Source organism: Streptococcus mitis, from assembly GCF_946188685.1.
Lineage (GTDB): Bacteria > Bacillota > Bacilli > Lactobacillales > Streptococcaceae > Streptococcus > Streptococcus mitis_CC.
Window position 1 is genome coordinate 344,847 of the sequence record NZ_CAMHWH010000001.1, and the last position, 24,093, is coordinate 368,939.

Consider the following 24,093-nt stretch of genomic DNA (forward strand, 5'->3'; position numbering starts at 1 on the left):
TCGATTTTTTTAATCTTCTTCCATTTTCTTAGGTCGATAGGCTAGCATACCTAAACCAGTAAATAGGGCTAATATCACAGCAAGGAAAATGACTTGATGATGAATATTTCCTGTCATAGAGATTGTTTGCCGTAATCCCGAAACTGAATAACTCATTGGTAACCAAGGATTAATAGCTCTAAAGAAATTATTTGTCAAAGCAAGTGGATAGGTACCTGCACTTGATGCTAACTGTAATAATAGCAAAATAAGAGAGAAGAAAGCTCCTATACGGCTATTCCATGTTGTTAAAGCAGTCACCATGGACATGAATACTAAACTTGTTAGGATAATGAGAATAAATGTTCTCATTTCATGATTAGCAGTTAAACCAATAAGATGAACTCCTCCATATACCAAAATTCCTGCTAAAACAGCTATAATACCATTTATTTCAGCTCGAGATTTCAACCAAGCCCAACGGCTCTCTGGATGACGTCCTGAAGGCAACTTCGCAAAGATCATATTCGTTGATATTGCTGCAACAAAAAGAGCAACTGATATCATATAAGGAGCCATTGCGATTCCATTTACAGGAACTTGATCATTGTCTGTTTTGGAAAGATTGAGAGGATTTGACAAAATCTCTGCATTTTGAGATTCCGTAGATTCTGATTTGAGCTGATCACTAGCATTACCTAGTCCTTGTCCTAAAGAAGCAACTCCTGTCTGTAAATCTTCCAATCCAGAAATTAACTTTGTTCCTCCTTCTGCTAGTTTCCCAGCTCCATCTGCCAATTTATTAGCTCCATTCTCTAATTGAGAAGCACCTGAAAGTAACTGACTGGATTTGTCTGCTAATTGACCAGATCCTGATTGTAATTTATCAACTCCTGCCATTAATTCTTGACTCTTTTGATTCAATTGATTGGACCCAGTTGATAATTTTTCAATACCAGATACTAATTCTGGAGTTTTTTCAGCTAATTGACCAACTCCTGCTGTCAAGCTAGAAGATTTGTGTGTCAAGGTGTTTGATCCTGAAACTAGTTGATCCAAACTACCTGTCAAGGTAGCATTTTTTTCACTTAGTTGACTTGCACCCTGAGAAACTTTATCAACACCTGTAGTATATGCCTTTACACCTGATGTAATCGACTGACTGGCAGGAACTAATTTACTAGTCACTGCTCCTTGTATTTCTGTTAATCCACTTGACAATCCTGTCAAAGAAGTAGAAGCAATAGGTAATACTTGATTAGCTTGATCTTTTAACGTTGAAAGATTTGAAGATTGATTTTGTAAGTTTTCTAAACCTCCCTGTAAACCTTGTACTAAAGCTATAATTGACTGAGCCGATTGAATACTATCAGTCGAATTTTGAGATACAGAAGCACTTATCTCAGCTTGTTGCTCACTTGTCAAGGATTGATAAGCTGCTGTCGATTGAATATTGGCTAATGTAGTTGCTTTTTCAGACTGAGCACTTGCTAGCATTTGATTAGAAAGAGAAACTATACTTGATAAAACCGAAGATAATTGTTTTGTATCTCCAACATCAATATTTTGAATGGCTTGATTTAACTGATTTAGACCAGAAGATAATTGATTAATTTGATCTTTTTGCCCAGATGAAGCATCTAACTTACTAGAAAGTTGTTGAATCCCTTCACTTAATTGCTCCACACCCATTCGAAGTGTAGCTGATTGACTAGATAACTGATTCGCACCTGTTGCAAGATTTCCCACTCCATTTGTATAGGCACTAACACCAGATGAAAATTGGTTAAGACCAGTATTGAGCTGAGAAACACCTCCAGTATAGGCCTCTACACCAGTATATAATTGATTGATTCCTCCTACTAATTCAGGACTTTTAGAAGCTAATTGACCTAATCCGGCATCTAATTGACTCACTGCACCAGTATATGTAACTAAGCCACTATTAAAATTCCCTAAGCCAAGATGAAGTTGTTCAACACCAGAAACATAAGAGGATAATCCTTTAGTAAACTGCTCCGTTCCATTTGAAAATGTTAAACTTGAATCTGCTAAAGAGTGTAGGTTAGTAGTTAATGTTTTACTTCCTGTCACTAACTGATTCGCTCCATCAGTTAATTTTTCACTACCAGAAGCTGCTTGACTCATACCATCTTTTAATTCGACCATCTTGTTAAATAAGGCTTTAGTATAGGTCTCGGTTACATTGGTAGACACATTCTGCTTTAATTGTGTCATCGCAGAATCACTCATCTTGCTGGCAATAAAACTATGACCACTTGAAGTCTGATAATCGATTTGCATTTGCTCTGGATGATCCGTTAAAATCGAAGCTGCTTTTTCAGATAAATCACTTGGTAAAGTCACTACCATATAGTAATCGCCATCTTCCAATCCCTTCTTACCTTCCTCTTCATCTACGAAATGAAAATCTAAGGTTTTATTTTCTTTTAAATTGGACACCATGTCTTTTCCTATTGCCATGGTATTACCGTTATAGGAAGCCTCTTTATCATGATTGACAACTGCCACAGGTAAGTCAGACAATTGCCCATATGGATCCCACATTGATGACAAAAATATGATATTGTACAGAGCTGGAATAAGAGAAATCCCTATCATGACAATAATAAAAGTTGGTTTTTTAAAAATTGCTTTCCATTCTTTAAACATATCTTCTCCTTTTTTAAACATATTGTCTAAAATTTTGATATAATAGATTATACATTAAAAAATCTAAATTACAAGATAAAAAATCCATTTTTAGACATATAGTCTAATTTGTTTACAAGGAGAAGATATGCAAGAAAGTAACAAACGCTTAAAAACAAAGCGAACTATTGAAAATGCTATGGTACAATTACTGATGGAACAGCCATTTGATCAAATTTCTACTGTCAAGCTAGCAGAAAAAGCCGGAATTAGTCGTTCCAGCTTCTATACTCACTATAAGGATAAGTATGATATGATTGAGCACTATCAAAGCAAGCTATTCCATACATTTGAATATATTTTTCAAAAACATGCTCATCACAAAAGAGATGCTATTTTAGAAGTATTTGAATATCTAGAGTCAGAACCACTTCTGGCCGCCCTTCTTTCTGAAAATGGGACTAAAGAAATCCAAAATTTCTTAAGAAATAAACTTCATATCATGCTCAGCACAGATTTACAAAAGCGATTTATGCAACTAAATCTCAATACCACTGAATTAGAATATAGTAGCATCTATCTAACTCATGCACTTTTTGGTGTCTGTCAAACTTGGATTGCACATGGAAAAAAAGAAAGTCCTCAAGAAATAACAGATTTCCTTATGAAGATGCTTGGTGATACAAATTGATACAAAAAAGGGAACAACACTATGTTCCCTTTTATCTATACTCCGCCAGTAGGACTCGAACCTACGACATCATGATTAACAGTCATGCGCTACTACCAACTGAGCTATGGCGGATAAAATAGTCCGTACGGGATTCGAACCCGTGTTACCGCCGTGAAAAGGCGGTGTCTTAACCCCTTGACCAACGGACCTTCTATCTGTAGCAGATATAACCATTATATCAATTTCTTGCTAATTGTCAATTACTTTTGAGATTTTTTCTCTAAAATATCTTTTAACTTTCTAATTTTTAACCTTGAAATAGGACAGCGATGATCTTCATAGAAAACAACTTCTAGATTCTTTCGGTCAATTTCTCTGATATTGCCTATATTTACCAAAAATGACTTATGAGGAGAATAAAATCTCTGAGTATGTTTGTCCTTTTCCTGAATATCTGTCATGGTACCGTAAAACTCTTTGGCAAAATTCTTACCAATAATGCGCAATTTATGAGAAACTCCTGTCGTTTCAATATACAGAATGTCATGGTAAGGAATTTTTAAATCATTTCCCTTGTAATTGTAGTCAAAATAATCTACCACATCTTCATTTTCAAGTAACATACTCTTCGTGTAGAAGATATTTTGCTCAATTCTCTTCTTAAACAACTCATCATTGATATCCTTATCAACAAAATCTAAGGCTGATACCTGGTATTTATAGGTTAGAGTCGCAAACTCTGATCGACTGGTGATAAAGACGATAATAGCGTAAGGATTGTAATGACGAATGAGCTGAGCCACTTCAAATCCCTTTTTCTCAATTCCATGAATATCGATATCTAGGAAATAAAGCTGGTTTACTTCATCATTTTCGATATATTCCTTAAACTCACGAACTTTTCCCGTTGTCTTGTATGATATTGGAATATTCGATTCTTTCGAAATTTCATCCAATATTCTCTCTAGTCTCACTTGATGTTCAATAACATCTTCTAAAATTAAAACTTTCATTCAAATTCCCTCTTAAGTCTAATGATTTGTCTAAATGTACTGCCTTCCATCTCTGTTTCTAAAATAATGTTGTTGTACTTATCTAGTAGTTCTTTCACATTATTTAATCCTACTCCGCGATTTCTTCCCTTAGTAGAGAATCCTAAAGCAAATAGATCTCCTGAAGGAGTCATCGTCATTTTACATGAATTCTGAATCACAATAACTGTTTCAGTTTCCATCTTAATAACTGCTACTTCCATCTGTTTTTTATAACTATCAGCCGATCCTTCGACAGCATTGTTCAATAAAACACTCATAATACGAACTAAATCTAACAGATCTATTGGTAGTCTAGTAATTATATCTTTTACTTCCAGTGTAAACTCTACACCATTATTTCGAGCATAGACAATGGACTGAGCAACCAAACTTCGTAAAGCTGAATCTTCTATATTGTTTAAATCAAAGTAAGTGTACTTATCTGAACGCAATTTGTGATTTGCTTTGACTAAAACTTCATTGTAAACTCTGTCAATTTCCTGTAAATCACCACTATCAATTGCCATTTGCATGCTGACAAGCATCCCAGCATAGTCATGTCGAAAACCACGGATTTCATTATACAATCCGACAATTTCATCTGTATAATTCTGTAAATGCTTCTGTTCAAATTTCTTCTGCTTCAAAGCAATCTCTTTCTCCATTTGAACTTTATGAGAGTTCATTGCAAAGAAGGTCAAAAGTAACGAGATAAAAACAATAGATGATAAAATACTTCCAAAACTATTCAAATGTTTAATCGTACTTACCATATTTGAAACGAAAGATACAATATGGAGCAGTAGTAAGGCAAAAAATACTTTTTTCAAGAAAGGATAAAGGTAGTCCTTGTCAAAATAGGCTAGTTCCAAATGGAAATAATGAATGATTTTTAAGACAACAAAATAGGTCAACGTTGAGATTGCTAAAAAGAATAGGCCATAATATTGTAAAACAAAATTGTCTCCTGTTATAGAGGAGAAAGTCACGGACAGAAAGTTATGAGTGCTCTCATATAAAAGAGATAGTAGTAAACTTAGGAATAGTCCTCTATCCCTCTCATACTGTTTGATCCATCGAAAATAGGAATATAATCCCAAAGGAAATAAAAATGTTACAATTCCTAACCCATCTAAAGATAGAAAATAGAAGGGAAGTTCAAGTACTGCTTCTACTAGTAATGTATAAGCACCAAAAACGTATAGTTCCTTTGCTTTTATTTGACCTTTACAAATTAAATGGTAACTGTGACTAAGAATTAGAAAATATAATATAAAATCCACTACTAAGAAAAAATCCATTCTGCTACTCCTTTATCTTCTTCTAAATAAATTAAATAAAGCACCATCTGGTTTCCTCATCTCCCCACCTTGAATCTTTTGCAAGTCTTTTTCCTTCAAGGCTACAAACTGTTCCAATTTAACTGTGTTTTTCATAATAAAATCTCCTCAAATGTTTTTTTCCTGTAAGCTAACTTACAAAAACTATTATACAAAATGGAATTTCGTTTTAGATAAAATTCTCTCAACTGTCATTTTTTTCTCCCCAAGTGTACTTTTTTAAGAAAAAAGCCGGGAAAATTCCCAGCTTTGCTACTATATTGATCCCAGCAGGATTCGAACCTGCGACCGTTCGCTTAGAAGGCGAATGCTCTATCCAGCTGAGCTATGAGACCTAATACAGCTATTCTACCAAAAATTCAATTGAAAGTCAATTTTCTATTTATGATAGGGGGATCCCTGCTGAATCGTAAAAGCGCGATAGATTTGTTCAGCAAGGACTAGTCTCATTAACTGATGGGGCAAAGTTAGACGGCCAAAACTGACAGAAAGATTGGCTCTCTTTTTTACAGCTGATGATAATCCTAAACTCCCCCCAATAATAAAGGTAAGAGTAGAAAATCCTTTTATAGAAGCTTCTTCTAACTGCTTACTAAATTCTTCCGAGGAGAAAGTTTTCCCTTCTATAGCCAACACAATAACGAAATCACGGTCACCAACTTTTGATAAAATTCTCTGACCTTCTATTTCTAAAATCTTTTGATTTTCTGATTCGCTGGCCTTATCTGGTGTTTTTTCATCTGCTAGCTCTATCATTTCAAGCTTAGCAAATCGAGAAATTCGTTTTGAATACTCTGCGATACCATCTTTTAAATACTTTTCTTTCAGTTTCCCAACTGTTACAACTTTAATTTTCATGACTCTATTCTAACATATTCTCTATTTTTTCACATCTTATTCACAAAATAAAAGGTTAATTTTAGCCGAGAAAACCACAGATTTTTGAAAGTTATCCACAATCTGTGAAAAACTTTTGTTTTTAAGTTATAATTAAGCTAGTCAGTTTATACTTTCAGTAATTTCAAACATATGGAGGCAAATATGAAACATTTAAAAACATTTTACAAAAAAGGGTTTCAATTATTAGTCGTTATCGTCATTAGCTTTATTAGTGGAGCCTTGGGTAGCTTTTCAATAAACCAACTAACTCAAAAAAGTACTGTAAGTACCTCTAACAACAATAGTACTATTACACAGACTGCCTATAAGAATGAAAATTCAACAACTCAGGCTGTTAACAAAGTAAAAGATGCTGTTGTATCCGTTATTACTTATTCAGCAAACAGACAAAATAGCGTATTTGGTAATGATGATACTGACACTGATTCTCAGCAAATCTCTAGTGAAGGATCTGGGGTTATTTATAAAAAAAATGACAAAGAAGCTTACATTGTCACCAATAATCACGTTATAAATGGTGCCAGCAAAGTAGATATTCGTTTGTCAGATGGAACTAAAGTACCTGGAGAAATTGTCGGAGCGGACACTTTCTCTGATATTGCTGTCGTCAAAATCTCTTCAGAAAAAGTGACAACAGTAGCTGAGTTTGGTGATTCTAGCAAGTTAACCGTAGGAGAAACTGCTATTGCTATTGGTAGCCCGTTAGGTTCTGAATATGCTAATACTGTTACTCAAGGTATCGTATCTAGTCTCAATCGAAATGTGTCCTTAAAATCTGAAGATGGACAAGCCATTTCTACAAAAGCCATCCAAACTGATACTGCTATTAACCCAGGTAACTCTGGTGGCCCACTTATCAATATCCAAGGACAGGTTATCGGAATTACCTCAAGTAAAATTGCCACAAATGGAGGAACATCTGTAGAAGGTCTTGGTTTCGCAATCCCTGCAAATGATGCTATCAATATTATTGAACAGTTAGAAAAGAACGGAAAAGTAACGCGTCCAGCTTTGGGCATCCAAATGGTCAATCTCTCAAATATTAATACAAGTGATATTAGAAGACTGAATATTCCAAGCAATGTAACATCTGGTGTAGTTGTTCGTTCTGTACAAAGTAATATGCCTGCCAATGGTCACCTTGAAAAATACGACGTTATTACAAAAGTAGATGACAAAGAGATTGCTTCATCAACAGACTTACAAAGTGCTCTTTACAATCATTCTATCGGAGACACCATTAAGATCACTTACTATCGCAACGGTAAAGAAGAAACTACATCTATTAAACTTGACAAGAGTTCAGGTGATTTAGAATCTTAATTGACATCTATGTAAAGAAAGCTTTACATAAGAGAAAAGATGTGTTAGTGTAGAATCATGGAAAAATTTGAAATGATTTCTATCACAGATATACAAAAAAATCCCTATCAGCCTCGAAAAGAATTTGATGGAGAAAAACTACATGAACTAGCACAGTCTATTAAAGAAAATGGGGTCATTCAACCGATTATTGTTCGTCAATCTCCTGTTATTGGTTATGAAATCCTTGCAGGAGAGAGACGCTACCGAGCTTCACTTTTAGCTGGTCTAACGTCTATCCCAGCTGTTGTTAAACAACTTTCAGACCAAGAGATGATGATCCAGTCTATCATTGAAAATTTACAGAGAGAAAATTTAAATCCAATAGAAGAAGCACGCGCCTATGAATCTCTTGTAGAGAAAGGATTTACCCATGCTGAAATTGCAGATAAAATGGGCAAGTCTCGTCCTTATATCAGTAACTCTATTCGCTTGCTGTCCTTGCCAGAACAGATCCTCTCAGAAGTAGAAAATGGCAAACTATCACAAGCCCATGCGCGTTCTCTAGTTGGGTTGAATAAGGAACAACAAGACTATTTCTTTCAACGAATTATAGAGGAAGACATTTCTGTAAGGAAGTTAGAAGCTCTTCTGACAGAGAAAAAACAAAAGAAACTTCAAAAAACGAATCATTTCATACAAAATGAAGAAGAACAGTTAAAAAAACTACTCGGATTAGATGTAGAAATCAAACTGTCTAAAAAAGATAGCGGAAAAATCATTATTTCTTTTTCAAATCAAGAAGAATACAGTAGAATTATTAACAGCCTGAAATAAGGCTGTTCTTTTATTTTCTTATCTCACAAGGTTATCCACTATTTTTTCCAATAAAAAGCTTAATAAATCAACAGTTTCTGATTTTGTCCCCAACCTGTGGAAAAAACTTGATAACATTGTGGATTATTTTTCACAGCTTGTGGAAAATTCTTGCTATCTATGGTAAAATAAGTCTAGCATTAAACTTTTAAATAGTAAAGGAGGAGAAAGGATTGAGAGAAAAACAATTTTGGAATCGTATATTAGAATTTGCTCAAGAAAGACTGACTCGATCCATGTATGATTTCTATGCTATTCAAGCTGAACTCATCAAGGTAGAGGAAAATGTTGCCACTATATTTTTACCACGATCTGAAATGGAAATGGTCTGGGAAAAACAACTAAAAGATATTATTGTGGTAGCTGGTTTTGAAATTTATGATGCTGAGATAACTCCCCACTATATTTTCACCAAACCTCAAGATACGGCTGTCCCACAAGTTGAAGAAGCTCCAAATTCAACTCTTTATGACTATAGTCCAAAGCTAGCATCTATTCCTTATTCGGATACTGGATTAAAAGAAAAGTATACCTTTGATAATTTTATTCAAGGGGATGGAAATGTTTGGGCTGTATCAGCCGCCTTGGCTGTCTCTGAAGATTTGGCCTTGACCTATAATCCTCTTTTTATCTATGGAGGACCTGGGCTTGGTAAGACTCACTTACTTAATGCCATTGGGAATGAAATTTTGAAAAATATTCCTGATGCGCGTGTTAAGTACATTCCTGCTGAAAGCTTTATCAACGATTTTCTTGAACACCTGAGACTGGGTGAAATGGAAAAGTTCAAAAAAACTTACCGTAGCCTTGATCTCTTGTTAATTGATGATATCCAATCGTTGAGTGGAAAAAAAGTTGCAACTCAAGAAGAATTTTTCAATACTTTCAATGTTCTCCATAGCAATCAAAAACAAATTGTTCTGACTAGTGATCGTAGCCCTAAACACCTAGAGGGCCTTGAAGAACGGCTTGTCACGCGCTTTAGCTGGGGCTTGACGCAAAATATCACACCACCTGACTTTGAGACACGTATTGCCATTTTACAAAGCAAAACAGAGCATTTAGACTACCATTTCCAAAGTGATACCCTAGAATACCTAGCTGGTCAATTTGATTCAAACGTCCGAGAACTTGAAGGAGCAATCAACGACATCACTTTAATTGCCCGAGTGAAGAAGATTAAGGATATCACAATCGATATCGCTGCAGAGGCTATTCGAGCACGTAAACAAGATGTTAGCCAAATGCTCGTCATCCCAATTGATAAAATTCAAAATGAAGTTGGTAACTTTTATGGTGTCAGCGTCAAAGAAATGAAGGGAAGTAGACGCCTTCAAAATATTGTGTTAGCCCGTCAAGTAGCCATGTATTTATCTAGAGAACTAACAGATAATAGTCTTCCAAAAATTGGGAAGGAATTTGGTGGAAAAGACCATACAACAGTTATTCATGCCCATGCCAAAATTAAATCTTTGATTGATGAAGACGATAATTTACGTTTAGAAATTGAATCAATCAAAAAGAAAATCAAATAACTTGTGGATAACTTTTACTTTATTATCTTTTTTATCCACATTTTTTAAACAAGCCCAAAAACTTGATATGACTTGTTTAAAGTCTGTTTTCCACATATTTCACAGACTCTATTATTACTATTATCCTTCTAATACTAAAAATAAATAAAGGAGAATCCATGATTCATTTTTCAATTAATAAAAATTTATTTCTACAAGCATTAAATACAACTAAGAGAGCTATTAGTTCTAAAAATGCTATTCCTATTTTATCAACCGTCAAAATTGACGTGACCAATGAAGGTGTTACTTTAATTGGTTCAAATGGTCAAATTTCAATTGAAAATTTTATTTCTCAAAAAAATGAAGATGCTGGTCTGTTAATTACTTCTTTAGGTTCGATCCTTCTTGAAGCTTCTTTCTTTATCAATGTGGTATCTAGTCTACCTGATGTAAGTCTTGATTTTAAAGAAATTGAACAAAATCAAATTGTTTTAACGAGTGGTAAATCAGAAATTACCCTAAAAGGAAAAGATAGCGAACAGTACCCACGAATCCAAGAAATTTCAGCAAGCACTCCTTTGGTTCTTGAAACAAAATTACTCAAGAAAATTATCAATGAAACAGCATTTGCTGCAAGTACACAAGAGAGTCGTCCAATTTTAACAGGTGTTCATTTTGTATTAAGTCAACACAAGGAGCTAAAAACAGTTGCAACAGACTCTCATCGTCTAAGCCAGAAAAAATTAACGCTTGAGAAAAATAGTGATGATTTTGATGTTGTCATTCCTAGCCGTTCTCTACGCGAATTTTCAGCGGTATTTACAGATGATATCGAAACTGTAGAGATTTTCTTTGCCAATAACCAAATCCTCTTTAGAAGCGAAAATATTAGCTTCTACACTCGTCTCCTAGAAGGAAACTATCCTGATACAGATCGTTTGATTCCAACAGACTTTAGTACTACTATTACTTTTGATGTTGTAAACTTACGCCAGTCAATGGAACGTGCTCGTCTTTTATCAAGTGCTACTCAAAATGGTACTGTGAAACTTGAAATAAAAGCTGGGGTTGTTAGCGCCCATGTTCACTCTCCAGAAGTTGGTAAAGTAAACGAAGAAATCGATACTGATCAGGTTACTGGTGAAGATTTGACCATTAGTTTCAACCCAACTTATTTGATTGATTCACTCAAGGCTTTAAATAGCGACAAGGTGACTATTAGCTTTATCTCAGCTGTTCGTCCATTTACTCTTGTGCCAGCAGATACTGACGAGGACTTCATGCAACTGATCACCCCAGTTCGTACAAATTAAGTTAAAGAGGTTGAGCCTAGCTCGCCTCTTTTATGATATAATCGAAAAAGAAAAGGAGAGTAGTATGTATCAAGTTGGAAATTTTGTTGAGATGAAAAAACCACATGCTTGTACTATCAAGTCAACTGGTAAAAAAGCAAATCGTTGGGAAATTACGCGTGTAGGGGCAGATATCAAAATCAAATGTAGTAATTGTGACCATGTTGTCATGATGGGACGTTATGATTTTGATCGAAAAATGAATAAAATCATTGACTGAGAATCCTTAGGTAGAGGGTTAGCACTTTATCCCTTTTTGTGTTATAATATTAGGGATTGAAATGAAAACGGAGAATGAGAAAATATGGCTTTAACAGCAGGTATCGTTGGTTTGCCAAACGTTGGTAAATCAACACTATTTAATGCAATTACAAAAGCAGGAGCAGAGGCAGCAAATTACCCATTTGCGACGATTGATCCAAACGTTGGAATGGTAGAAGTTCCAGATGAACGCCTACAAAAACTAACTGAAATGATTACTCCTAAAAAGACAGTTCCAACAACATTTGAATTTACAGATATTGCAGGGATTGTAAAAGGAGCTTCAAAAGGAGAAGGACTAGGGAATAAATTCTTGGCCAATATTCGTGAAGTGGATGCGATTGTTCACGTAGTTCGTGCTTTTGATGATGAAAATGTGATGCGCGAGCAAGGACGTGAAGACGCCTTTGTGGATCCACTGGCAGATATTGATACTATTAACCTAGAGTTGATTCTTGCTGACTTAGAATCAGTTAATAAGCGCTATATGCGTGTAGAAAAGATGGCACGTACGCAAAAAGATAAAGAATCAGTAGCAGAATTTAATGTTCTTCAAAAGATTAAACCTGTTCTTGAAGATGGAAAATCAGCTCGAACTATTGAATTTACAGATGAGGAACAAAAGGTTGTCAAAGGTCTCTTCCTGTTAACGACTAAACCAGTGCTCTATGTTGCTAATGTGGACGAGGATGTGGTTTCAGAACCTGACTCTATCGACTATGTTAAACAAATTCGTGAATTCGCAGCGACAGAAAATGCTGAAGTAGTCGTTATTTCTGCGCGTGCTGAGGAAGAAATTTCTGAGTTAGACGAAGAAGACAAGCAAGAGTTTCTTGAAGCACTTGGGTTGACAGAATCAGGCGTTGACAAGTTGACTCGTGCAGCTTACCACTTGCTTGGACTGGGAACTTACTTCACAGCTGGCGAAAAAGAAGTTCGCGCTTGGACCTTCAAACGTGGTATGAAGGCTCCTCAAGCAGCTGGTATTATCCACTCAGACTTTGAAAAAGGATTTATTCGTGCAGTAACTATGTCATATGAGGATCTAGTGAAATACGGATCTGAAAAGGCTGTAAAAGAAGCTGGACGCTTGCGTGAAGAAGGAAAAGAATATATCGTTCAAGATGGCGATATTATGGAATTCCGCTTTAATGTCTAAAAAAATTAATGAATAGTGTCAATTAGGTTGGAAAAAAATTCCAACCCTTTTGGCTTTTGAAAGGAAAAATAAATGACCAAATTACTTGTAGGATTAGGAAATCCAGGGGATAAATATTTTGAAACAAAACACAATGTTGGATTTATGTTGATTGACCAACTAGCGAAGAAACAGAATGTCACTTTTACACACGATAAGATATTTCAAGCTGATTTAGCATCCTTTTTCCTAAATGGAGAAAAAATTTATCTTGTCAAACCAACGACATTTATGAATGAAAGTGGAAAAGCGGTTCATGCTTTATTGACTTACTATGGTTTGGATATTGAAGATTTACTCATCATTTATGATGATCTTGACATGGAAGTTGGAAAGATTCGTTTAAGAGCAAAGGGATCCGCAGGTGGTCATAATGGTATCAAGTCTATTATTCAACATATTGGAACCCAAACCTTTAATCGTGTTAAGATTGGAATCGGAAGACCTAAAAATGGAATGTCAGTTGTTAACCATGTTTTGAGTACCTTTGACAAGGATGATTATATTGGTATTTTACAGTCTATTGACAAAGTTGACGATTCTGTAAACTACTATTTACAAGAGAAAAATTTTGAGAAAACAATGCAGAGGTATAACGGATAAATGTTAACCTTATTAGATTTATTCTCAGAAAATAATCAGATAAAAAAATGGCATCGAAATCTGACAGATAAGAAAAGACAATTAATGTTAGGCTTGTCAACTTCTACAAAAGCTTTAGCAATTGCTAGTAGTTTGAGACAGGAAGATAAGATTGTGTTATTGACGTCAACTTATGGAGAAGCAGAAGGACTTGTTAGTGATCTTATATCTGTCTTGGGTGAGGAACTTGTCTATCCATTTTTGGTAGATGACTCCCCTATGGTCGAGTTTTTGATGTCTTCACAAGAAAAAATCATTTCACGGGTTGAAGCCTTGCGTTTTTTGACTGATTCATCTAAGAAAGGGATTTTAGTTTGTAATATCGCAGCAAGTCGATTGATTTTACCGTCTCCCAATATATTCAAAGATAGTATTGTAAAAATAACAGTTGGTGAAGAATATGATCAACACACGTTTATCCATCAGTTAAAGGAAATAGGTTATCGCAAAGTTACGCAAGTACAAACTCAAGGTGAGTTTAGTATTCGAGGAGATATTTTAGATATTTTTGAGATGTCTCAGTTAGAACCTTTCCGAATCGAGTTTTTTGGTGATGAAGTAGATGGAATTCGGACTTTTGAAGTCGAAACACAATTATCAAAAGAAAATCAAACAGAACTCACTATCTTTCCAGCAAGTGATATACTTTTGAGGGAAAAGGACTATCTACGAGGGCAGTCAGCTTTAGAAAAGCAAATTTCAAAGACCTTATCACCAATTTTAAAATCATACTTGGAAGAGATTTTGTCAAGTTTTCATCAAAAACAAGTACATTCAGATAGTCGAAAGTTTTTATCTTTATGTTACGATAAAACATGGACTATATTTGATTATATTGAAAAAGATACACCAGTGTTTTTTGATGATTACCAAAAATTGATGAATCAGTATGAAGCCTTTGAAGGAGAGTTAGCGCAATACTTTACGGAAGATTTACAGAATGGTAAATCATTTTCTGATATGCAGTATTTTGCAGATACAGAGCAAACCTATAAAAAACAAAGTCCAGTTACCTTTTTCTCCAATCTCCAAAAAGGGTTAGGAAATCTCAAGTTTGAACACATTTATCAATTTAATCAATTTCCCATGCAGGAGTTTTTCAATCAATTTTCTTTTCTTAAAGAAGAAATTGAGCGATATAAAAAAATGGACTACACCATTATTCTGCAATCTAGCAATTCAATGGGAAGTAAAACATTGGAGGGTGTTTTAGAGGAATACAAGATTAAATTGGATTCCAGAGATAAGTCAAGTATCTGTAAAGAATCTGTAAACTTGATTGAGGGTAATCTAAGACATGGTTTTCATTTTGTAGATGAAAAAATTCTCTTGATCACTGAACATGAGATTTTTCAAAAGAAATTAAAACGTCGTTTTCGAAGACAACATGTTTCAAATGCAGAGCGATTAAAAGATTATAATGAACTTGAAAAAGGGGACTACGTTGTTCACCATATTCATGGAATTGGTCAATATCTAGGCATTGAAACAATTGAAATCAAAGGGATTCACCGTGATTATGTCAGTGTTCAATATCAAAATGGGGATCAAATCTCCATCCCAGTTGAGCAGATTCAGTTACTGTCAAAATATGTTTCAAGTGATGGGAAAGCTCCAAAACTTAATAAATTAAATGATGGTCATTTTAAAAAGGCTAAGCAAAAAGTTAAGAACCAGGTAGAGGATATAGCTGACGATTTAATCAAGCTTTATTCTGAGCGTAGTCAGTTGAAGGGGGTTGCTTTCTCAGCTGATGATGATAATCAACATGCTTTTGATGATGCCTTCCCTTATGTTGAAACGGATGATCAACTTCGTAGTATTGAGGAAATCAAGAGAGATATGCAGGATTCTCATCCCATGGATCGACTTCTAGTTGGAGATGTTGGTTTTGGGAAGACTGAAGTTGCAATGCGTGCAGCCTTTAAGGCGGTCAATGATCATAAACAAGTTGTCGTTCTAGTTCCGACAACGGTTTTAGCGCAACAACACTATACAAATTTTAAAGAGAGATTCCAAAATTTTGCAGTTAATATTGATGTGTTGAGTCGTTTTAGAAGTAAAAAAGAGCAGACTGAAACACTTGAAAAATTGAAAAAGGGTCAAGTTGATATTTTGATTGGAACCCATCGTGTTTTGTCAAAAGATGTTGTGTTTACTGATTTAGGCTTGATGATTATTGATGAGGAACAGCGATTTGGTGTCAAGCATAAGGAAACCTTGAAAGAACTGAAGAAACAAGTGGATGTCCTAACTTTGACCGCTACTCCAATCCCTCGTACCCTCCATATGTCTATGCTGGGAATCAGAGATTTGTCTGTTATTGAAACTCCGCCGACTAATCGCTATCCTGTTCAGACCTATGTTTTGGAAAAGAATGATAGTGTGATTCGTGATGCTGTTTTACGTGAAATGGACCGTGGAGGTCAAGTTTACTATCTTTACAATAAAGTTGACACAATTGATCAGAAGGTTTCAGAATTACAGGAGTTGATTCCAGAGGCTTCGATTGGGTATGTTCATGGGCAAATGAGTGAGATTCAGTTAGAAAATACTCTACTGGGTTTCATTGAAGGTCAGTATGATATCTTGGTGACAACTACCATTATTGAGACAGGGGTGGACATTCCAAATGCCAATACTTTATTTATTGAAAATGCGGACTATATGGGCTTGTCAACCTTGTATCAGTTAAGAGGAAGAGTCGGTCGTAGTAATCGTATTGCTTATGCCTATCTCATGTATCGTCCAGAAAAATCAATCAGTGAAGTCTCCGAGAAGAGATTAGAAGCGATTAAAGGATTTACAGAATTGGGCTCTGGATTTAAGATTGCAATGCGAGATCTTTCGATTCGCGGAGCAGGAAATCTTTTAGGAAAATCCCAGTCTGGTTTCATTGATTCTGTTGGTTTTGAATTGTATTCGCAGTTATTGGAGGAAGCTATTGCTAAACGACATGGTAATGGGAACACAAGAACCAAAGGAAATACCGAATTGATTTTACAAATTGATGCCTATCTTCCTGATACCTATATTTCTGATCAACGACATAAGATTGAAATTTACAAGAAAATTCGTCAAATTGACAATCGTGTCAACTACGAAGAATTACAAGAAGAGTTGATGGACCGCTTTGGAGAGTACCCAGACGTGGTAGCCTATCTTTTAGAGATTGGTTTGGTTAAGTCTTATCTTGATAAGGTCTTTGTTCAACGTGTGGAACGAAAAGAAAATAAGATTACAGTTCAATTTGAAAAAATTACTCAGCGATTGTTTTTGGCTCAAGATTATTTTAAATCTTTATCCGCAACGAATTTAAAAGCAGCCATAACTGAGAATAAGGGATTAATGGAAGTTGTATTTGATGTCCAAAATAAGAAGGACTATGAAATTTTAGAAGGTCTACTCATTTTTGGAGAAAGTTTATTAGAGATAAAAGTGTCGAAAGAAGGCAATTCCCTTTAACATTTTTCTTCTATAAAGTAGATAAAAATGATACAATAATAATTTGAGGTAATAAAAATGAGATTAGACAAATATTTAAAAGTATCAAGAATTATCAAGCGTCGTACAGTCGCAAAAGAAGTAGCAGATAAAGGTAGAATCAAGGTAAATGGAATCTTGGCAAAAAGTTCAACGGATTTGAAAGTTAATGACCAAGTTGAAATTCGCTTTGGCAATAAGTTGCTACTTGTAAAAGTACTGGAGATGAAAGATAGTACAAAAAAAGAAGATGCAGCAGGCATGTATGAAATTATCAGTGAAACACGGGTAGAAGAAAATGTCTAAAAATATCGTACAATTGAATAATTCTTTTATTCAAAATGAACACCAACGTCGTCGCTATCTGATGAAAGAACGACAAAAACGTAATCGTTTCATGGGTTGGGTTCTGATTTTGATGATTTTATTGTTCATTTTACCAACTTATAATCTTGCTCAAAGTTATCACCAATTACTCCAAAGACGTCAACAGTTATCAGACTTGCAAACTCAGTATCAAACCTTGAGTGAGGAAAAGGAGAAAGAGACAGCTTTTGCTACAAAGTTGAAAGATGAAGATTACGCTGCTAAATACATGCGTGCAAAATATTATTATTCTAAGAATCGGGAAGCTGTTTATACGGTTCCTGACTTGCTCCCAAGGTGATAAAATGGAAAATTTATTAGATGTAATAGAGCAATTTTTGAGTCTATCGGATGAAAAACTAGAAGAGTTGGCTGATAAAAATCAATTATTGCGTTTACAAGAAGAAAAGGAAAGGAAGAATGCGTAAGTTCTTAATTATTTTGTTGCTACCAAGTTTTTTGACAGTTTCAAAAGTCGTTAGCACAGAAAAAGAAGTTGTCTATACTTCGAAAGAAATTTATTACCTTTCACAATCTGACTTTGGTATTTATTTTAGAGAAAAATTAAGTTCTCCCATGGTTTATGGAGAGGTTCCTGTTTATGCGAATGAAGATTTAGTAGTGGAATCTGGAAAATTAACTCCCAAAACAAGTTTTCAAATAACTGAGTGGCGCTTAAATAAACAAGGAATTCCAGTATTTAAGTTATCCAACCATCAATTTATAGCTGCGGACAAACGATTTTTATACGATCAGTCAGAGGTAACCCCAACAATAAAAAAAGTATGGTTAGAATCTGATTTTAAATTGTATAACAGTCCTTATGATTTAAAAGAAGTGAAATCGTCTTTATCATCTTATTCGCAGGTATCAATCGATAAAACCATGTTTGTAGAAGGAAAAGAATTTCTACATATTGATCAGGCTGGATGGGTAGATAAAGAGTCAACTTCTGAAGAAGATAACCGGATGGGTAAAGTCCAAGAAATGTTATCTGAAAAATATCAAAAAGCTTCTTTCTCTATTTATGTTAAGCAACTGACTACTGGAAAAGAAGCTGGTATCAATCAAGATGAAAAGATGTATGCAGCTAGCGTTTTGAAACTCCCTTATCTCTATTATACGCAAGAAAAAATAAATGAGGGTCTTTATCAGTTAGATACGACTGTAAAATACGTATCAGAAGTCAATGATTTTCCAGGTTCTTATAAACCAGAGGGAAGTGGTAGCCTCCCTAAAAAAGAGGATAATAAAGAATATTCTCTAAAGGATTTAATTTCGAAAGTATCAAAAGAATCTGATAATGTAGCTCATAATTTATTGGGATATTACATTTCAAACCAATCTGATGACACATTTAAATCCAAGATGTCTGCTATTATGGGAGATGATTGGGATTCAAAAGAAAAATTGATTTCTTCTAAAATGGCTGGGAAAGTTATGGAAGCTGTTTATAATCAAAATGGATTTGTATTGGATTCTTTGACTAAAACAGATTTTGATAATGAGAGAATTGCCAAAGGTGTTTCTGTTAAAGTAGCTCATAAAATTGGAGATGCGGATGAATTTAAGCATGATACAGGTGTTGTCTATGCAGATTCTCCATTTATTCTTTCTATTTTCACTAAAAATTCTGATTATGATACGATTTCTAAGATAGCCAAGGATGTTTATGAGGTTCTAAAATGAGGAAACAAGATTTTTTAAATCATTTTCTCAAGAAGGGATATTTCAAAAAGCATGCTAAGGTGATGCTAGCTCTTTCTGGTGGATTAGATTCTATGTTTCTATTTAAGGTGTTATCTACGTATCAAAAAGAGTTAGAAATTGAATTGATTCTAGCTCATGTGAATCATAAGCAGAGAGTAGAATCAGATTGGGAAGAACAGGAATTAAGGAAGTTAGCTGCTGAAGCAGAGCTTCCTATTTATATCAGCAATTTTTCAGGAGAATTTTCAGAAGCACGTGCTCGAGAGTTTCGTTATGATTTTTTTCAAGAGGTCATGAAAAAGACAGGTGCGACAGCTTTAGTCACTGCCCACCATGCTGATGATCAGGTGGAAACGATTTTAATGCGCTTGATTCGAGGAACTCGTTTGCGCTATCTATCAGGAATTAAGGAGAAGCAAGTAGTCGGAGAGATAGAAATCATTCGTCCCTTCTTGCATTTTCAGAAAAAAGACTTTCCACCAATTTTTCACTTTGAAGATACATCAAATCAGGAAAATCATTATTTTCGCAATCGTATTCGAAACTCTTATTTACCAGAATTAGAAAAAGAAAATCCTAGATTTAGAGATGCAATCTTAAGCATCGGCAATGAAATTTTAGATTATGACTTAGCTATAGCTGAATTATCAAAGAATATTGATGTAGAAAATTTAGATCAGCTATTGTCTTACTCTGAGTCGACACAAAGAGTTTTACTTCAAACTTATCTGAATCGTTTTCCAGATTTGAATCTTACAAAAGCTCAGTTTGAAGAAGTTAGAAAAATTTTAAAAACTAAAAGCCAGTATCGTCATCTGCTTAAAAATGGTTATGAATTAGTAAAAGAGTATCAACAGTTTCGGATTTGTAAAATCAGTCCTCAGTCTGATGAAAAGGAAGATGAACTTGTGTTACACTATCAAAATCAGGTATCTTACCAAGGTTATTTATTTTCCTTTGGACTTCCTTTAGAAGGTGAATTAATTCAGCAGGTACCTGTTTCACGGGAAACATCAATACACATTCGTCATCGAAAAACAGGAGATTTTTTGATTCAAAATGGGCATAGAAAAAAACTCAGACGTCTATTTATTGATTTGAAAATCCCTATGGAAAAGCGAAAATCAGCTCTGATTATTGAGCAATTTGGTGAAATTGTCTCAATTTTGGGAATTGCGACCAGTAATTTGAGTAAAAACACGAAAAATGATATAATGAACACTGTACTTTATATAGAAAAAATAGATAGGTAAAAAAATGTTAGAAAACGATATTAAAAAAATTCTCGTTTCACACGATGAAATTACAGAAGCTGCTAAAAAATTAGGTGCTCAATTAACCAAAGACTATGCAGGAAAAAATCCAATTTTAGTTGGGATTTTAAAAGGATCTATTCCTTTTATGGCTGAATTGGTTAAACATATCGACACACATATTGAAATGGACTTCATGATGGTTTCTAGCTACCATGGTGGAACAGCAAGTAGTGGTGTCATTAATATCAAGCAAGATGTGACTCAAGATATCAAAGGAAGACATGTTCTGTTTATAGAAGATATCATTGATACAGGTCAAACTTTGAAGAGTTTAAGAGATATGTTTAAAGCAAGAGAAGCTGCTTCTGTTAAAATTGCAACCTTGTTGGATAAACCAGAGGGACGTGTTGTAGAAATTGAGGCTGACTATACCTGCTTTACTATTCCAAATGAGTTTGTAGTAGGTTATGGTTTAGACTACAAAGAAAATTATCGTAACCTTCCTTATGTTGGAGTATTGAAAGAAGAAGTATATTCAAATTAGAAAGAACAATTTTTAATGAAAAAACAAAATAATGGTTTAATTAAAAATCCTTTTCTATGGTTATTACTTATTTTTTTCCTAGTTACAGCTTATCAGTATTTTAGTACAGGTAGTGTTGCAGGGAAAAGTGAGCAAATTAATTATACAGAATTGGTAAAAGAAATTACCGATGACAATGTAAAAGAATTGACTTACCAACCAAATGGCAGTGTTATCGAAGTTTCAGGTGTCTATAAAAATCCTAAAACAAGTAAAGAAGAAACAGGTATCCAGTTCTTTTCTCCTTCTGCTACAACAGTAGAGAAATTTTCAAGTATTATTCTTCCTTCAGATACTACAGTATCAGAATTGCAAAAACTTGCTTCTGACCATAAGGCGGAAGTAACTGTTAAGCATGAAAGTTCAAGTGGTATGTGGATTAATATTCTTGTATCTATTGTGCCATTCGGTATTCTATTCTTCTTCCTATTCTCTATGATGGGAAATATGGGAGGAAATAATAGCCGTAACCCAATGAGTTTTGGACGTAGTAAGGCTAAAGCCGCAAATAAAGAAGATATTAAAGTAAGATTTTCAGATGTTGCTGGAGCTGAGGAAGAAAAACAAGAACTAGTTGAAGTTGTTGAATTCTTAAAAGATCCAAAACGATTTACAAAACTTGGGGCCCGTATTCCAGCAGGTGTTCTGTTAGAGGGACCTCCGGGGACAGGTAAGACCTTGCTTGCTAAGGCAGTTGCTGGAGAAGCAGGTGTTCCATTCTTTAGTATCTCAGGATCGGACTTTGTAGAAATGTTTGTCGGAGTTGGAGCTAGTCGTGTTCGTTCTCTTTTTGAAGATGCTAAAAAAGCAGCACCAGCTATTATCTTTATCGATGAAATTGATGCTGTTGGACGTCAACGTGGAGTTGGTCTTGGCGGAGGAAATGATGAACGTGAACAAACCTTGAACCAACTTTTGATTGAGATGGATGGTTTTGAGGGAAATGAAGGGATTATCGTTATCGCTGCGACAAACCGTTCAGATGTACTTGATCCTGCCCTTTTGCGTCCAGGACGTTTTGATAGAAAAGTATTGGTTGGCCGTCCTGATGTTAAAGGTCGCGAAGCAATCTTGAAAGTTCATGCTAAGAACAAGCCTTTAGCAGAAGATGTTGATTTGAAATTAGTGGCTCAACAAACTCCAGGTTTTGTTGGTGCTGATTTAGAGAATGTATTGAATGAGGCGGCTCTAGTTGCTGCTCGTCGCAATAAATCGATAATTGATGCTTCAGATATTGATGAAGCAGAAGATAGAGTTATTGCTGGTCCTTCTAAGAAAGATAAGACAGTTTCACAAAAAGAACGTGAATTGGTTGCCTACCATGAGGCTGGACATACCATTGTTGGTTTAGTCTTGTCGAATGCTCGTGTTGTTCATAAAGTTACTATCGTACCACGTGGACGTGCCGGCGGATATATGATTGCACTTCCTAAGGAAGACCAAATGCTTCTTTCCAAAGAAGATATGAAAGAGCAATTGGCTGGCTTAATGGGTGGACGTGTAGCTGAAGAAATTATCTTTAATGTCCAAACTACAGGAGCTTCAAACGATTTTGAACAAGCGACACAAATGGCGCGTGCAATGGTTACAGAGTACGGTATGAGTGAAAAACTAGGTCCAGTTCAATATGAGGGCAATCATGCTATGTTTGGTGCACAGAGCCCTCAAAAATCAATCTCAGAACAAACAGCTTATGAAATTGACGAAGAGGTTCGTTCATTATTGAATGAAGCACGAAATAAAGCTGCTGAAATTATTCAGTCAAATCGTGAAACTCACAAGTTGATTGCAGAAGCATTATTGAAATACGAAACATTGGATAGTACACAAATTAAAGCTCTTTACGAAACAGGAAAGATGCCTGAAACCGTAGAAGAGGAATCTCATGCATTATCTTATGATGAAGTAAAGTCAAAAATGAATGATGAGAAATAACCCAAAGAGAGGCAAGACCTCTCTTTTTTTGTGCAGTTTAGACGGTGTAGGGAACAGAATGGGGAAATGGGACAAAAGTGTTTCTGAATCTGTTAAACTGTATCTAGAAAGGGGAACATTATGATTAAAGAATTATATGAAGAAGTACAGGGAATTGTATATAAGTGTAGAAATGAATATTACCTTCATTTATGGGAACTATCGGATTGGGACCAAGAGGGGATGATTTGCTTACATGAATTGATCAGTAGAGAAGAAGAGCTGGCAGAAGATATTCCACGCTTACGTAAATACTTCAAAACTAAGTTCCGTAATCGAATTCTAGACTATATCCGTAAGCAAGAAAGTCAAAAACGAAGATATGATAAAGAACCCTATGAAGAAGTAGGTGAGATTAGTCATCGTATCAGTGAGGGAGGTCTGTGGCTAGATGAGTATTATCTCTTTCATGAGACACTAAGAGATTATAGAAACAAACAAAGTAAAGACAAACAAGAAGAGTTAGAACGGGTTCTAAGACATGAACGCTTCCGAGGGCGTCAAAGAGTATTAAGAGACTTACGTATTGTGTTTAAGGAGTTTGATATCCGTACTCGGTAAGAAGCTATGCAAAAAAAAGAAAAAAACAGAAAAAGTTGTTGACAAGTCTGAAAAAGTCTGTATAATAGTAAGAGTTGAAAATAACAGCTCAGGTCCGTTGGTCAAGGGGTTAAGACACCGCCTTTTCACGGCGGTAACACGGGTTCGAATCCCGTACGGACTATGGTATGTTGCGGATGGAACACTTGATGAAAAAAGATTAAAAAAGTTTCAAAAAAGTGTTGACAAGCGAAAGCACCTGTGATATACTAATATAGTTGTCGCTTGAGAGAAGCAAGTGACAAAGACCTTTGAAAACTGAACAAGACGAACCAATGTGCAGGGCACTATAACTAAGGTTGTAGTACTGAACAATGAAAAAAACAATAAATCTGTCAGTGACAGAAATGAGTGAGAACTCAAACTTTTAATGAGAGTTTGATCCTGGCTCAGGA

Annotated in this window: 22 protein-coding genes and 4 tRNA genes; 18 read left to right on the forward strand and 8 right to left on the reverse strand. The window is 35.1% G+C overall.

Annotation, left to right across the window (positions count from 1 at the left end):
* Nucleotides 1–9: 9 nt before the first annotated feature.
* Complete coding sequence (locus N8N51_RS01645) at nucleotides 10–2,652, reverse strand: YhgE/Pip domain-containing protein (RefSeq protein WP_261103432.1); 2,643 nt, start codon at nucleotides 2,650–2,652, stop codon at nucleotides 10–12.
* A gap of 127 nt (nucleotides 2,653–2,779) precedes the next feature.
* Here N8N51_RS01645 and N8N51_RS01650 point away from each other — a divergent pair, with 127 nt between their 5' ends.
* Nucleotides 2,780–3,322, forward strand: a complete 543-nt coding sequence (locus N8N51_RS01650) for a TetR/AcrR family transcriptional regulator (protein WP_001158275.1) — start codon at nucleotides 2,780–2,782, stop codon at nucleotides 3,320–3,322.
* Nucleotides 3,323–3,362: 40 nt separating this feature from the next.
* Here N8N51_RS01650 and N8N51_RS01655 read toward each other — a convergent pair.
* The 7 genes from N8N51_RS01655 to rlmH all read right to left on the reverse strand — a co-directional run bounded on the left by N8N51_RS01655 (nucleotide 3,363) and on the right by rlmH (nucleotide 6,536).
* Nucleotides 3,363–3,436: transfer RNA gene (locus N8N51_RS01655), tRNA-Asn, on the reverse strand.
* Nucleotides 3,437–3,441: 5 nt separating this feature from the next.
* Nucleotides 3,442–3,513, reverse strand: a tRNA-Glu gene (locus N8N51_RS01660).
* 51 nt (nucleotides 3,514–3,564) lie between these two features.
* A complete protein-coding gene (gene comE, locus N8N51_RS01665; protein WP_125454298.1) occupies nucleotides 3,565–4,317 on the reverse strand; it encodes a competence system response regulator transcription factor ComE in 753 nt (250 codons plus the stop codon).
* On the reverse strand, nucleotides 4,314–5,639 hold the full coding sequence (gene comD / locus N8N51_RS01670; RefSeq protein WP_125454297.1) for a competence system sensor histidine kinase ComD: 1,326 nt from the start codon (nucleotides 5,637–5,639) through the stop codon (nucleotides 4,314–4,316). The genes comE and comD overlap by 4 nt, the downstream gene beginning before the upstream one ends.
* A gap of 12 nt (nucleotides 5,640–5,651) precedes the next feature.
* Complete coding sequence (gene comC, locus N8N51_RS01675) at nucleotides 5,652–5,774, reverse strand: competence-stimulating peptide ComC (RefSeq protein ID WP_045612506.1); 123 nt, start codon at nucleotides 5,772–5,774, stop codon at nucleotides 5,652–5,654.
* Between the two features lie 165 nt (nucleotides 5,775–5,939).
* Nucleotides 5,940–6,013: transfer RNA gene (locus tag N8N51_RS01680), tRNA-Arg, on the reverse strand.
* A gap of 43 nt (nucleotides 6,014–6,056) precedes the next feature.
* A complete protein-coding gene (rlmH, locus tag N8N51_RS01685; protein WP_125454296.1) occupies nucleotides 6,057–6,536 on the reverse strand; it encodes a 23S rRNA (pseudouridine(1915)-N(3))-methyltransferase RlmH in 480 nt (159 codons plus the stop codon).
* Between the two features lie 183 nt (nucleotides 6,537–6,719).
* On the opposite strand from rlmH, the gene htrA reads away from it, so the two are divergent.
* The 17 genes from htrA (at nucleotide 6,720) to N8N51_RS01770 (ending at nucleotide 23,822) form a co-directional block, all read left to right on the forward strand.
* Complete coding sequence (gene htrA / locus N8N51_RS01690) at nucleotides 6,720–7,901, forward strand: serine protease HtrA (RefSeq protein WP_033687626.1); 1,182 nt, start codon at nucleotides 6,720–6,722, stop codon at nucleotides 7,899–7,901.
* Between the two features lie 57 nt (nucleotides 7,902–7,958).
* The gene (locus N8N51_RS01695; protein WP_125443231.1) at nucleotides 7,959–8,717 is read left to right on the forward strand and encodes a ParB/RepB/Spo0J family partition protein; all 759 of its coding nucleotides are present in this window, start codon (nucleotides 7,959–7,961) and stop codon (nucleotides 8,715–8,717) included.
* Nucleotides 8,718–8,929: 212 nt separating this feature from the next.
* Nucleotides 8,930–10,291, forward strand: a complete 1,362-nt coding sequence (dnaA, locus tag N8N51_RS01700; protein ID WP_125454295.1) for a chromosomal replication initiator protein DnaA — start codon at nucleotides 8,930–8,932, stop codon at nucleotides 10,289–10,291.
* Between the two features lie 158 nt (nucleotides 10,292–10,449).
* A complete protein-coding gene (dnaN, locus tag N8N51_RS01705) occupies nucleotides 10,450–11,586 on the forward strand; it encodes a DNA polymerase III subunit beta (RefSeq protein ID WP_125454294.1) in 1,137 nt (378 codons plus the stop codon).
* A gap of 64 nt (nucleotides 11,587–11,650) precedes the next feature.
* Nucleotides 11,651–11,845 carry a DUF951 domain-containing protein gene (locus N8N51_RS01710; protein ID WP_000285186.1) on the forward strand — a complete coding sequence of 65 codons (195 nt, stop codon included), beginning with the start codon at nucleotides 11,651–11,653 and terminating at the stop codon, nucleotides 11,843–11,845.
* 84 nt (nucleotides 11,846–11,929) lie between these two features.
* Nucleotides 11,930–13,045, forward strand: coding sequence for a redox-regulated ATPase YchF (ychF, locus tag N8N51_RS01715; protein ID WP_001218721.1), 1,116 nt, complete (start codon nucleotides 11,930–11,932; stop codon nucleotides 13,043–13,045).
* 72 nt (nucleotides 13,046–13,117) lie between these two features.
* Nucleotides 13,118–13,687, forward strand: coding sequence for an aminoacyl-tRNA hydrolase (pth, locus tag N8N51_RS01720; protein WP_000163938.1), 570 nt, complete (start codon nucleotides 13,118–13,120; stop codon nucleotides 13,685–13,687).
* The gene (gene mfd / locus N8N51_RS01725; RefSeq protein WP_261056859.1) at nucleotides 13,688–17,191 is read left to right on the forward strand and encodes a transcription-repair coupling factor; all 3,504 of its coding nucleotides are present in this window, start codon (nucleotides 13,688–13,690) and stop codon (nucleotides 17,189–17,191) included.
* 57 nt (nucleotides 17,192–17,248) lie between these two features.
* Complete coding sequence (locus N8N51_RS01730; RefSeq protein ID WP_001234978.1) at nucleotides 17,249–17,515, forward strand: RNA-binding S4 domain-containing protein; 267 nt, start codon at nucleotides 17,249–17,251, stop codon at nucleotides 17,513–17,515.
* A complete protein-coding gene (locus tag N8N51_RS01735; RefSeq protein WP_049543468.1) occupies nucleotides 17,508–17,876 on the forward strand; it encodes a septum formation initiator family protein in 369 nt (122 codons plus the stop codon). Before N8N51_RS01730 ends, N8N51_RS01735 begins: the two co-directional genes overlap by 8 nt.
* Before the next feature lie 4 nt (nucleotides 17,877–17,880).
* The gene (locus N8N51_RS01740) at nucleotides 17,881–18,003 is read left to right on the forward strand and encodes an SP_0009 family protein (protein ID WP_000429334.1); all 123 of its coding nucleotides are present in this window, start codon (nucleotides 17,881–17,883) and stop codon (nucleotides 18,001–18,003) included.
* Nucleotides 17,996–19,264: a serine hydrolase gene (locus N8N51_RS01745; RefSeq protein WP_261100185.1), complete on the forward strand. Its 1,269-nt coding sequence runs from the start codon at nucleotides 17,996–17,998 to the stop codon at nucleotides 19,262–19,264. Before N8N51_RS01740 ends, N8N51_RS01745 begins: the two co-directional genes overlap by 8 nt.
* Entirely contained in the window at nucleotides 19,261–20,538 is a 1,278-nt protein-coding gene (gene tilS, locus N8N51_RS01750; RefSeq protein ID WP_049543472.1) for a tRNA lysidine(34) synthetase TilS, read from the forward strand. The genes N8N51_RS01745 and tilS overlap by 4 nt, the downstream gene beginning before the upstream one ends.
* Before the next feature lie 4 nt (nucleotides 20,539–20,542).
* Nucleotides 20,543–21,085: a hypoxanthine phosphoribosyltransferase gene (gene hpt, locus N8N51_RS01755; protein WP_049543473.1), complete on the forward strand. Its 543-nt coding sequence runs from the start codon at nucleotides 20,543–20,545 to the stop codon at nucleotides 21,083–21,085.
* A gap of 15 nt (nucleotides 21,086–21,100) precedes the next feature.
* Nucleotides 21,101–23,059: an ATP-dependent zinc metalloprotease FtsH gene (gene ftsH / locus N8N51_RS01760; protein WP_033684689.1), complete on the forward strand. Its 1,959-nt coding sequence runs from the start codon at nucleotides 21,101–21,103 to the stop codon at nucleotides 23,057–23,059.
* 120 nt (nucleotides 23,060–23,179) lie between these two features.
* Nucleotides 23,180–23,659: a sigma-70 family RNA polymerase sigma factor gene (locus N8N51_RS01765; protein ID WP_261053162.1), complete on the forward strand. Its 480-nt coding sequence runs from the start codon at nucleotides 23,180–23,182 to the stop codon at nucleotides 23,657–23,659.
* Nucleotides 23,660–23,750: 91 nt separating this feature from the next.
* Nucleotides 23,751–23,822: transfer RNA gene (locus N8N51_RS01770), tRNA-Glu, on the forward strand.
* The last annotated feature ends 271 nt before the right edge of the window (nucleotides 23,823–24,093 follow it).

Bases quoted from the DNA above. Each gene is read 5' to 3' on its own strand.
- N8N51_RS01645 (WP_261103432.1), bottom strand. From the start codon at position 2,652: ATGTTTAAAGAATGGAAAGCAATTTTTAAAAAACCAACTTTTATTATT.
- N8N51_RS01650 (WP_001158275.1), top strand. From the start codon at position 2,780: ATGCAAGAAAGTAACAAACGCTTAAAAACAAAGCGAACTATTGAAAAT.
- comE (WP_125454298.1), bottom strand. From the start codon at position 4,317: ATGAAAGTTTTAATTTTAGAAGATGTTATTGAACATCAAGTGAGACTA.
- comD (WP_125454297.1), bottom strand. From the start codon at position 5,639: ATGGATTTTTTCTTAGTAGTGGATTTTATATTATATTTTCTAATTCTT.
- comC (WP_045612506.1), bottom strand. From the start codon at position 5,774: ATGAAAAACACAGTTAAATTGGAACAGTTTGTAGCCTTGAAGGAAAAA.
- rlmH (WP_125454296.1), bottom strand. From the start codon at position 6,536: ATGAAAATTAAAGTTGTAACAGTTGGGAAACTGAAAGAAAAGTATTTA.
- htrA (WP_033687626.1), top strand. From the start codon at position 6,720: ATGAAACATTTAAAAACATTTTACAAAAAAGGGTTTCAATTATTAGTC.
- N8N51_RS01695 (WP_125443231.1), top strand. From the start codon at position 7,959: ATGGAAAAATTTGAAATGATTTCTATCACAGATATACAAAAAAATCCC.
- dnaN (WP_125454294.1), top strand. From the start codon at position 10,450: ATGATTCATTTTTCAATTAATAAAAATTTATTTCTACAAGCATTAAAT.
- N8N51_RS01710 (WP_000285186.1), top strand. From the start codon at position 11,651: ATGTATCAAGTTGGAAATTTTGTTGAGATGAAAAAACCACATGCTTGT.
- ychF (WP_001218721.1), top strand. From the start codon at position 11,930: ATGGCTTTAACAGCAGGTATCGTTGGTTTGCCAAACGTTGGTAAATCA.
- pth (WP_000163938.1), top strand. From the start codon at position 13,118: ATGACCAAATTACTTGTAGGATTAGGAAATCCAGGGGATAAATATTTT.
- mfd (WP_261056859.1), top strand. From the start codon at position 13,688: ATGTTAACCTTATTAGATTTATTCTCAGAAAATAATCAGATAAAAAAA.
- N8N51_RS01730 (WP_001234978.1), top strand. From the start codon at position 17,249: ATGAGATTAGACAAATATTTAAAAGTATCAAGAATTATCAAGCGTCGT.
- N8N51_RS01735 (WP_049543468.1), top strand. From the start codon at position 17,508: ATGTCTAAAAATATCGTACAATTGAATAATTCTTTTATTCAAAATGAA.
- N8N51_RS01740 (WP_000429334.1), top strand. From the start codon at position 17,881: ATGGAAAATTTATTAGATGTAATAGAGCAATTTTTGAGTCTATCGGAT.
- N8N51_RS01745 (WP_261100185.1), top strand. From the start codon at position 17,996: ATGCGTAAGTTCTTAATTATTTTGTTGCTACCAAGTTTTTTGACAGTT.
- tilS (WP_049543472.1), top strand. From the start codon at position 19,261: ATGAGGAAACAAGATTTTTTAAATCATTTTCTCAAGAAGGGATATTTC.
- hpt (WP_049543473.1), top strand. From the start codon at position 20,543: ATGTTAGAAAACGATATTAAAAAAATTCTCGTTTCACACGATGAAATT.
- ftsH (WP_033684689.1), top strand. From the start codon at position 21,101: ATGAAAAAACAAAATAATGGTTTAATTAAAAATCCTTTTCTATGGTTA.
- N8N51_RS01765 (WP_261053162.1), top strand. From the start codon at position 23,180: ATGATTAAAGAATTATATGAAGAAGTACAGGGAATTGTATATAAGTGT.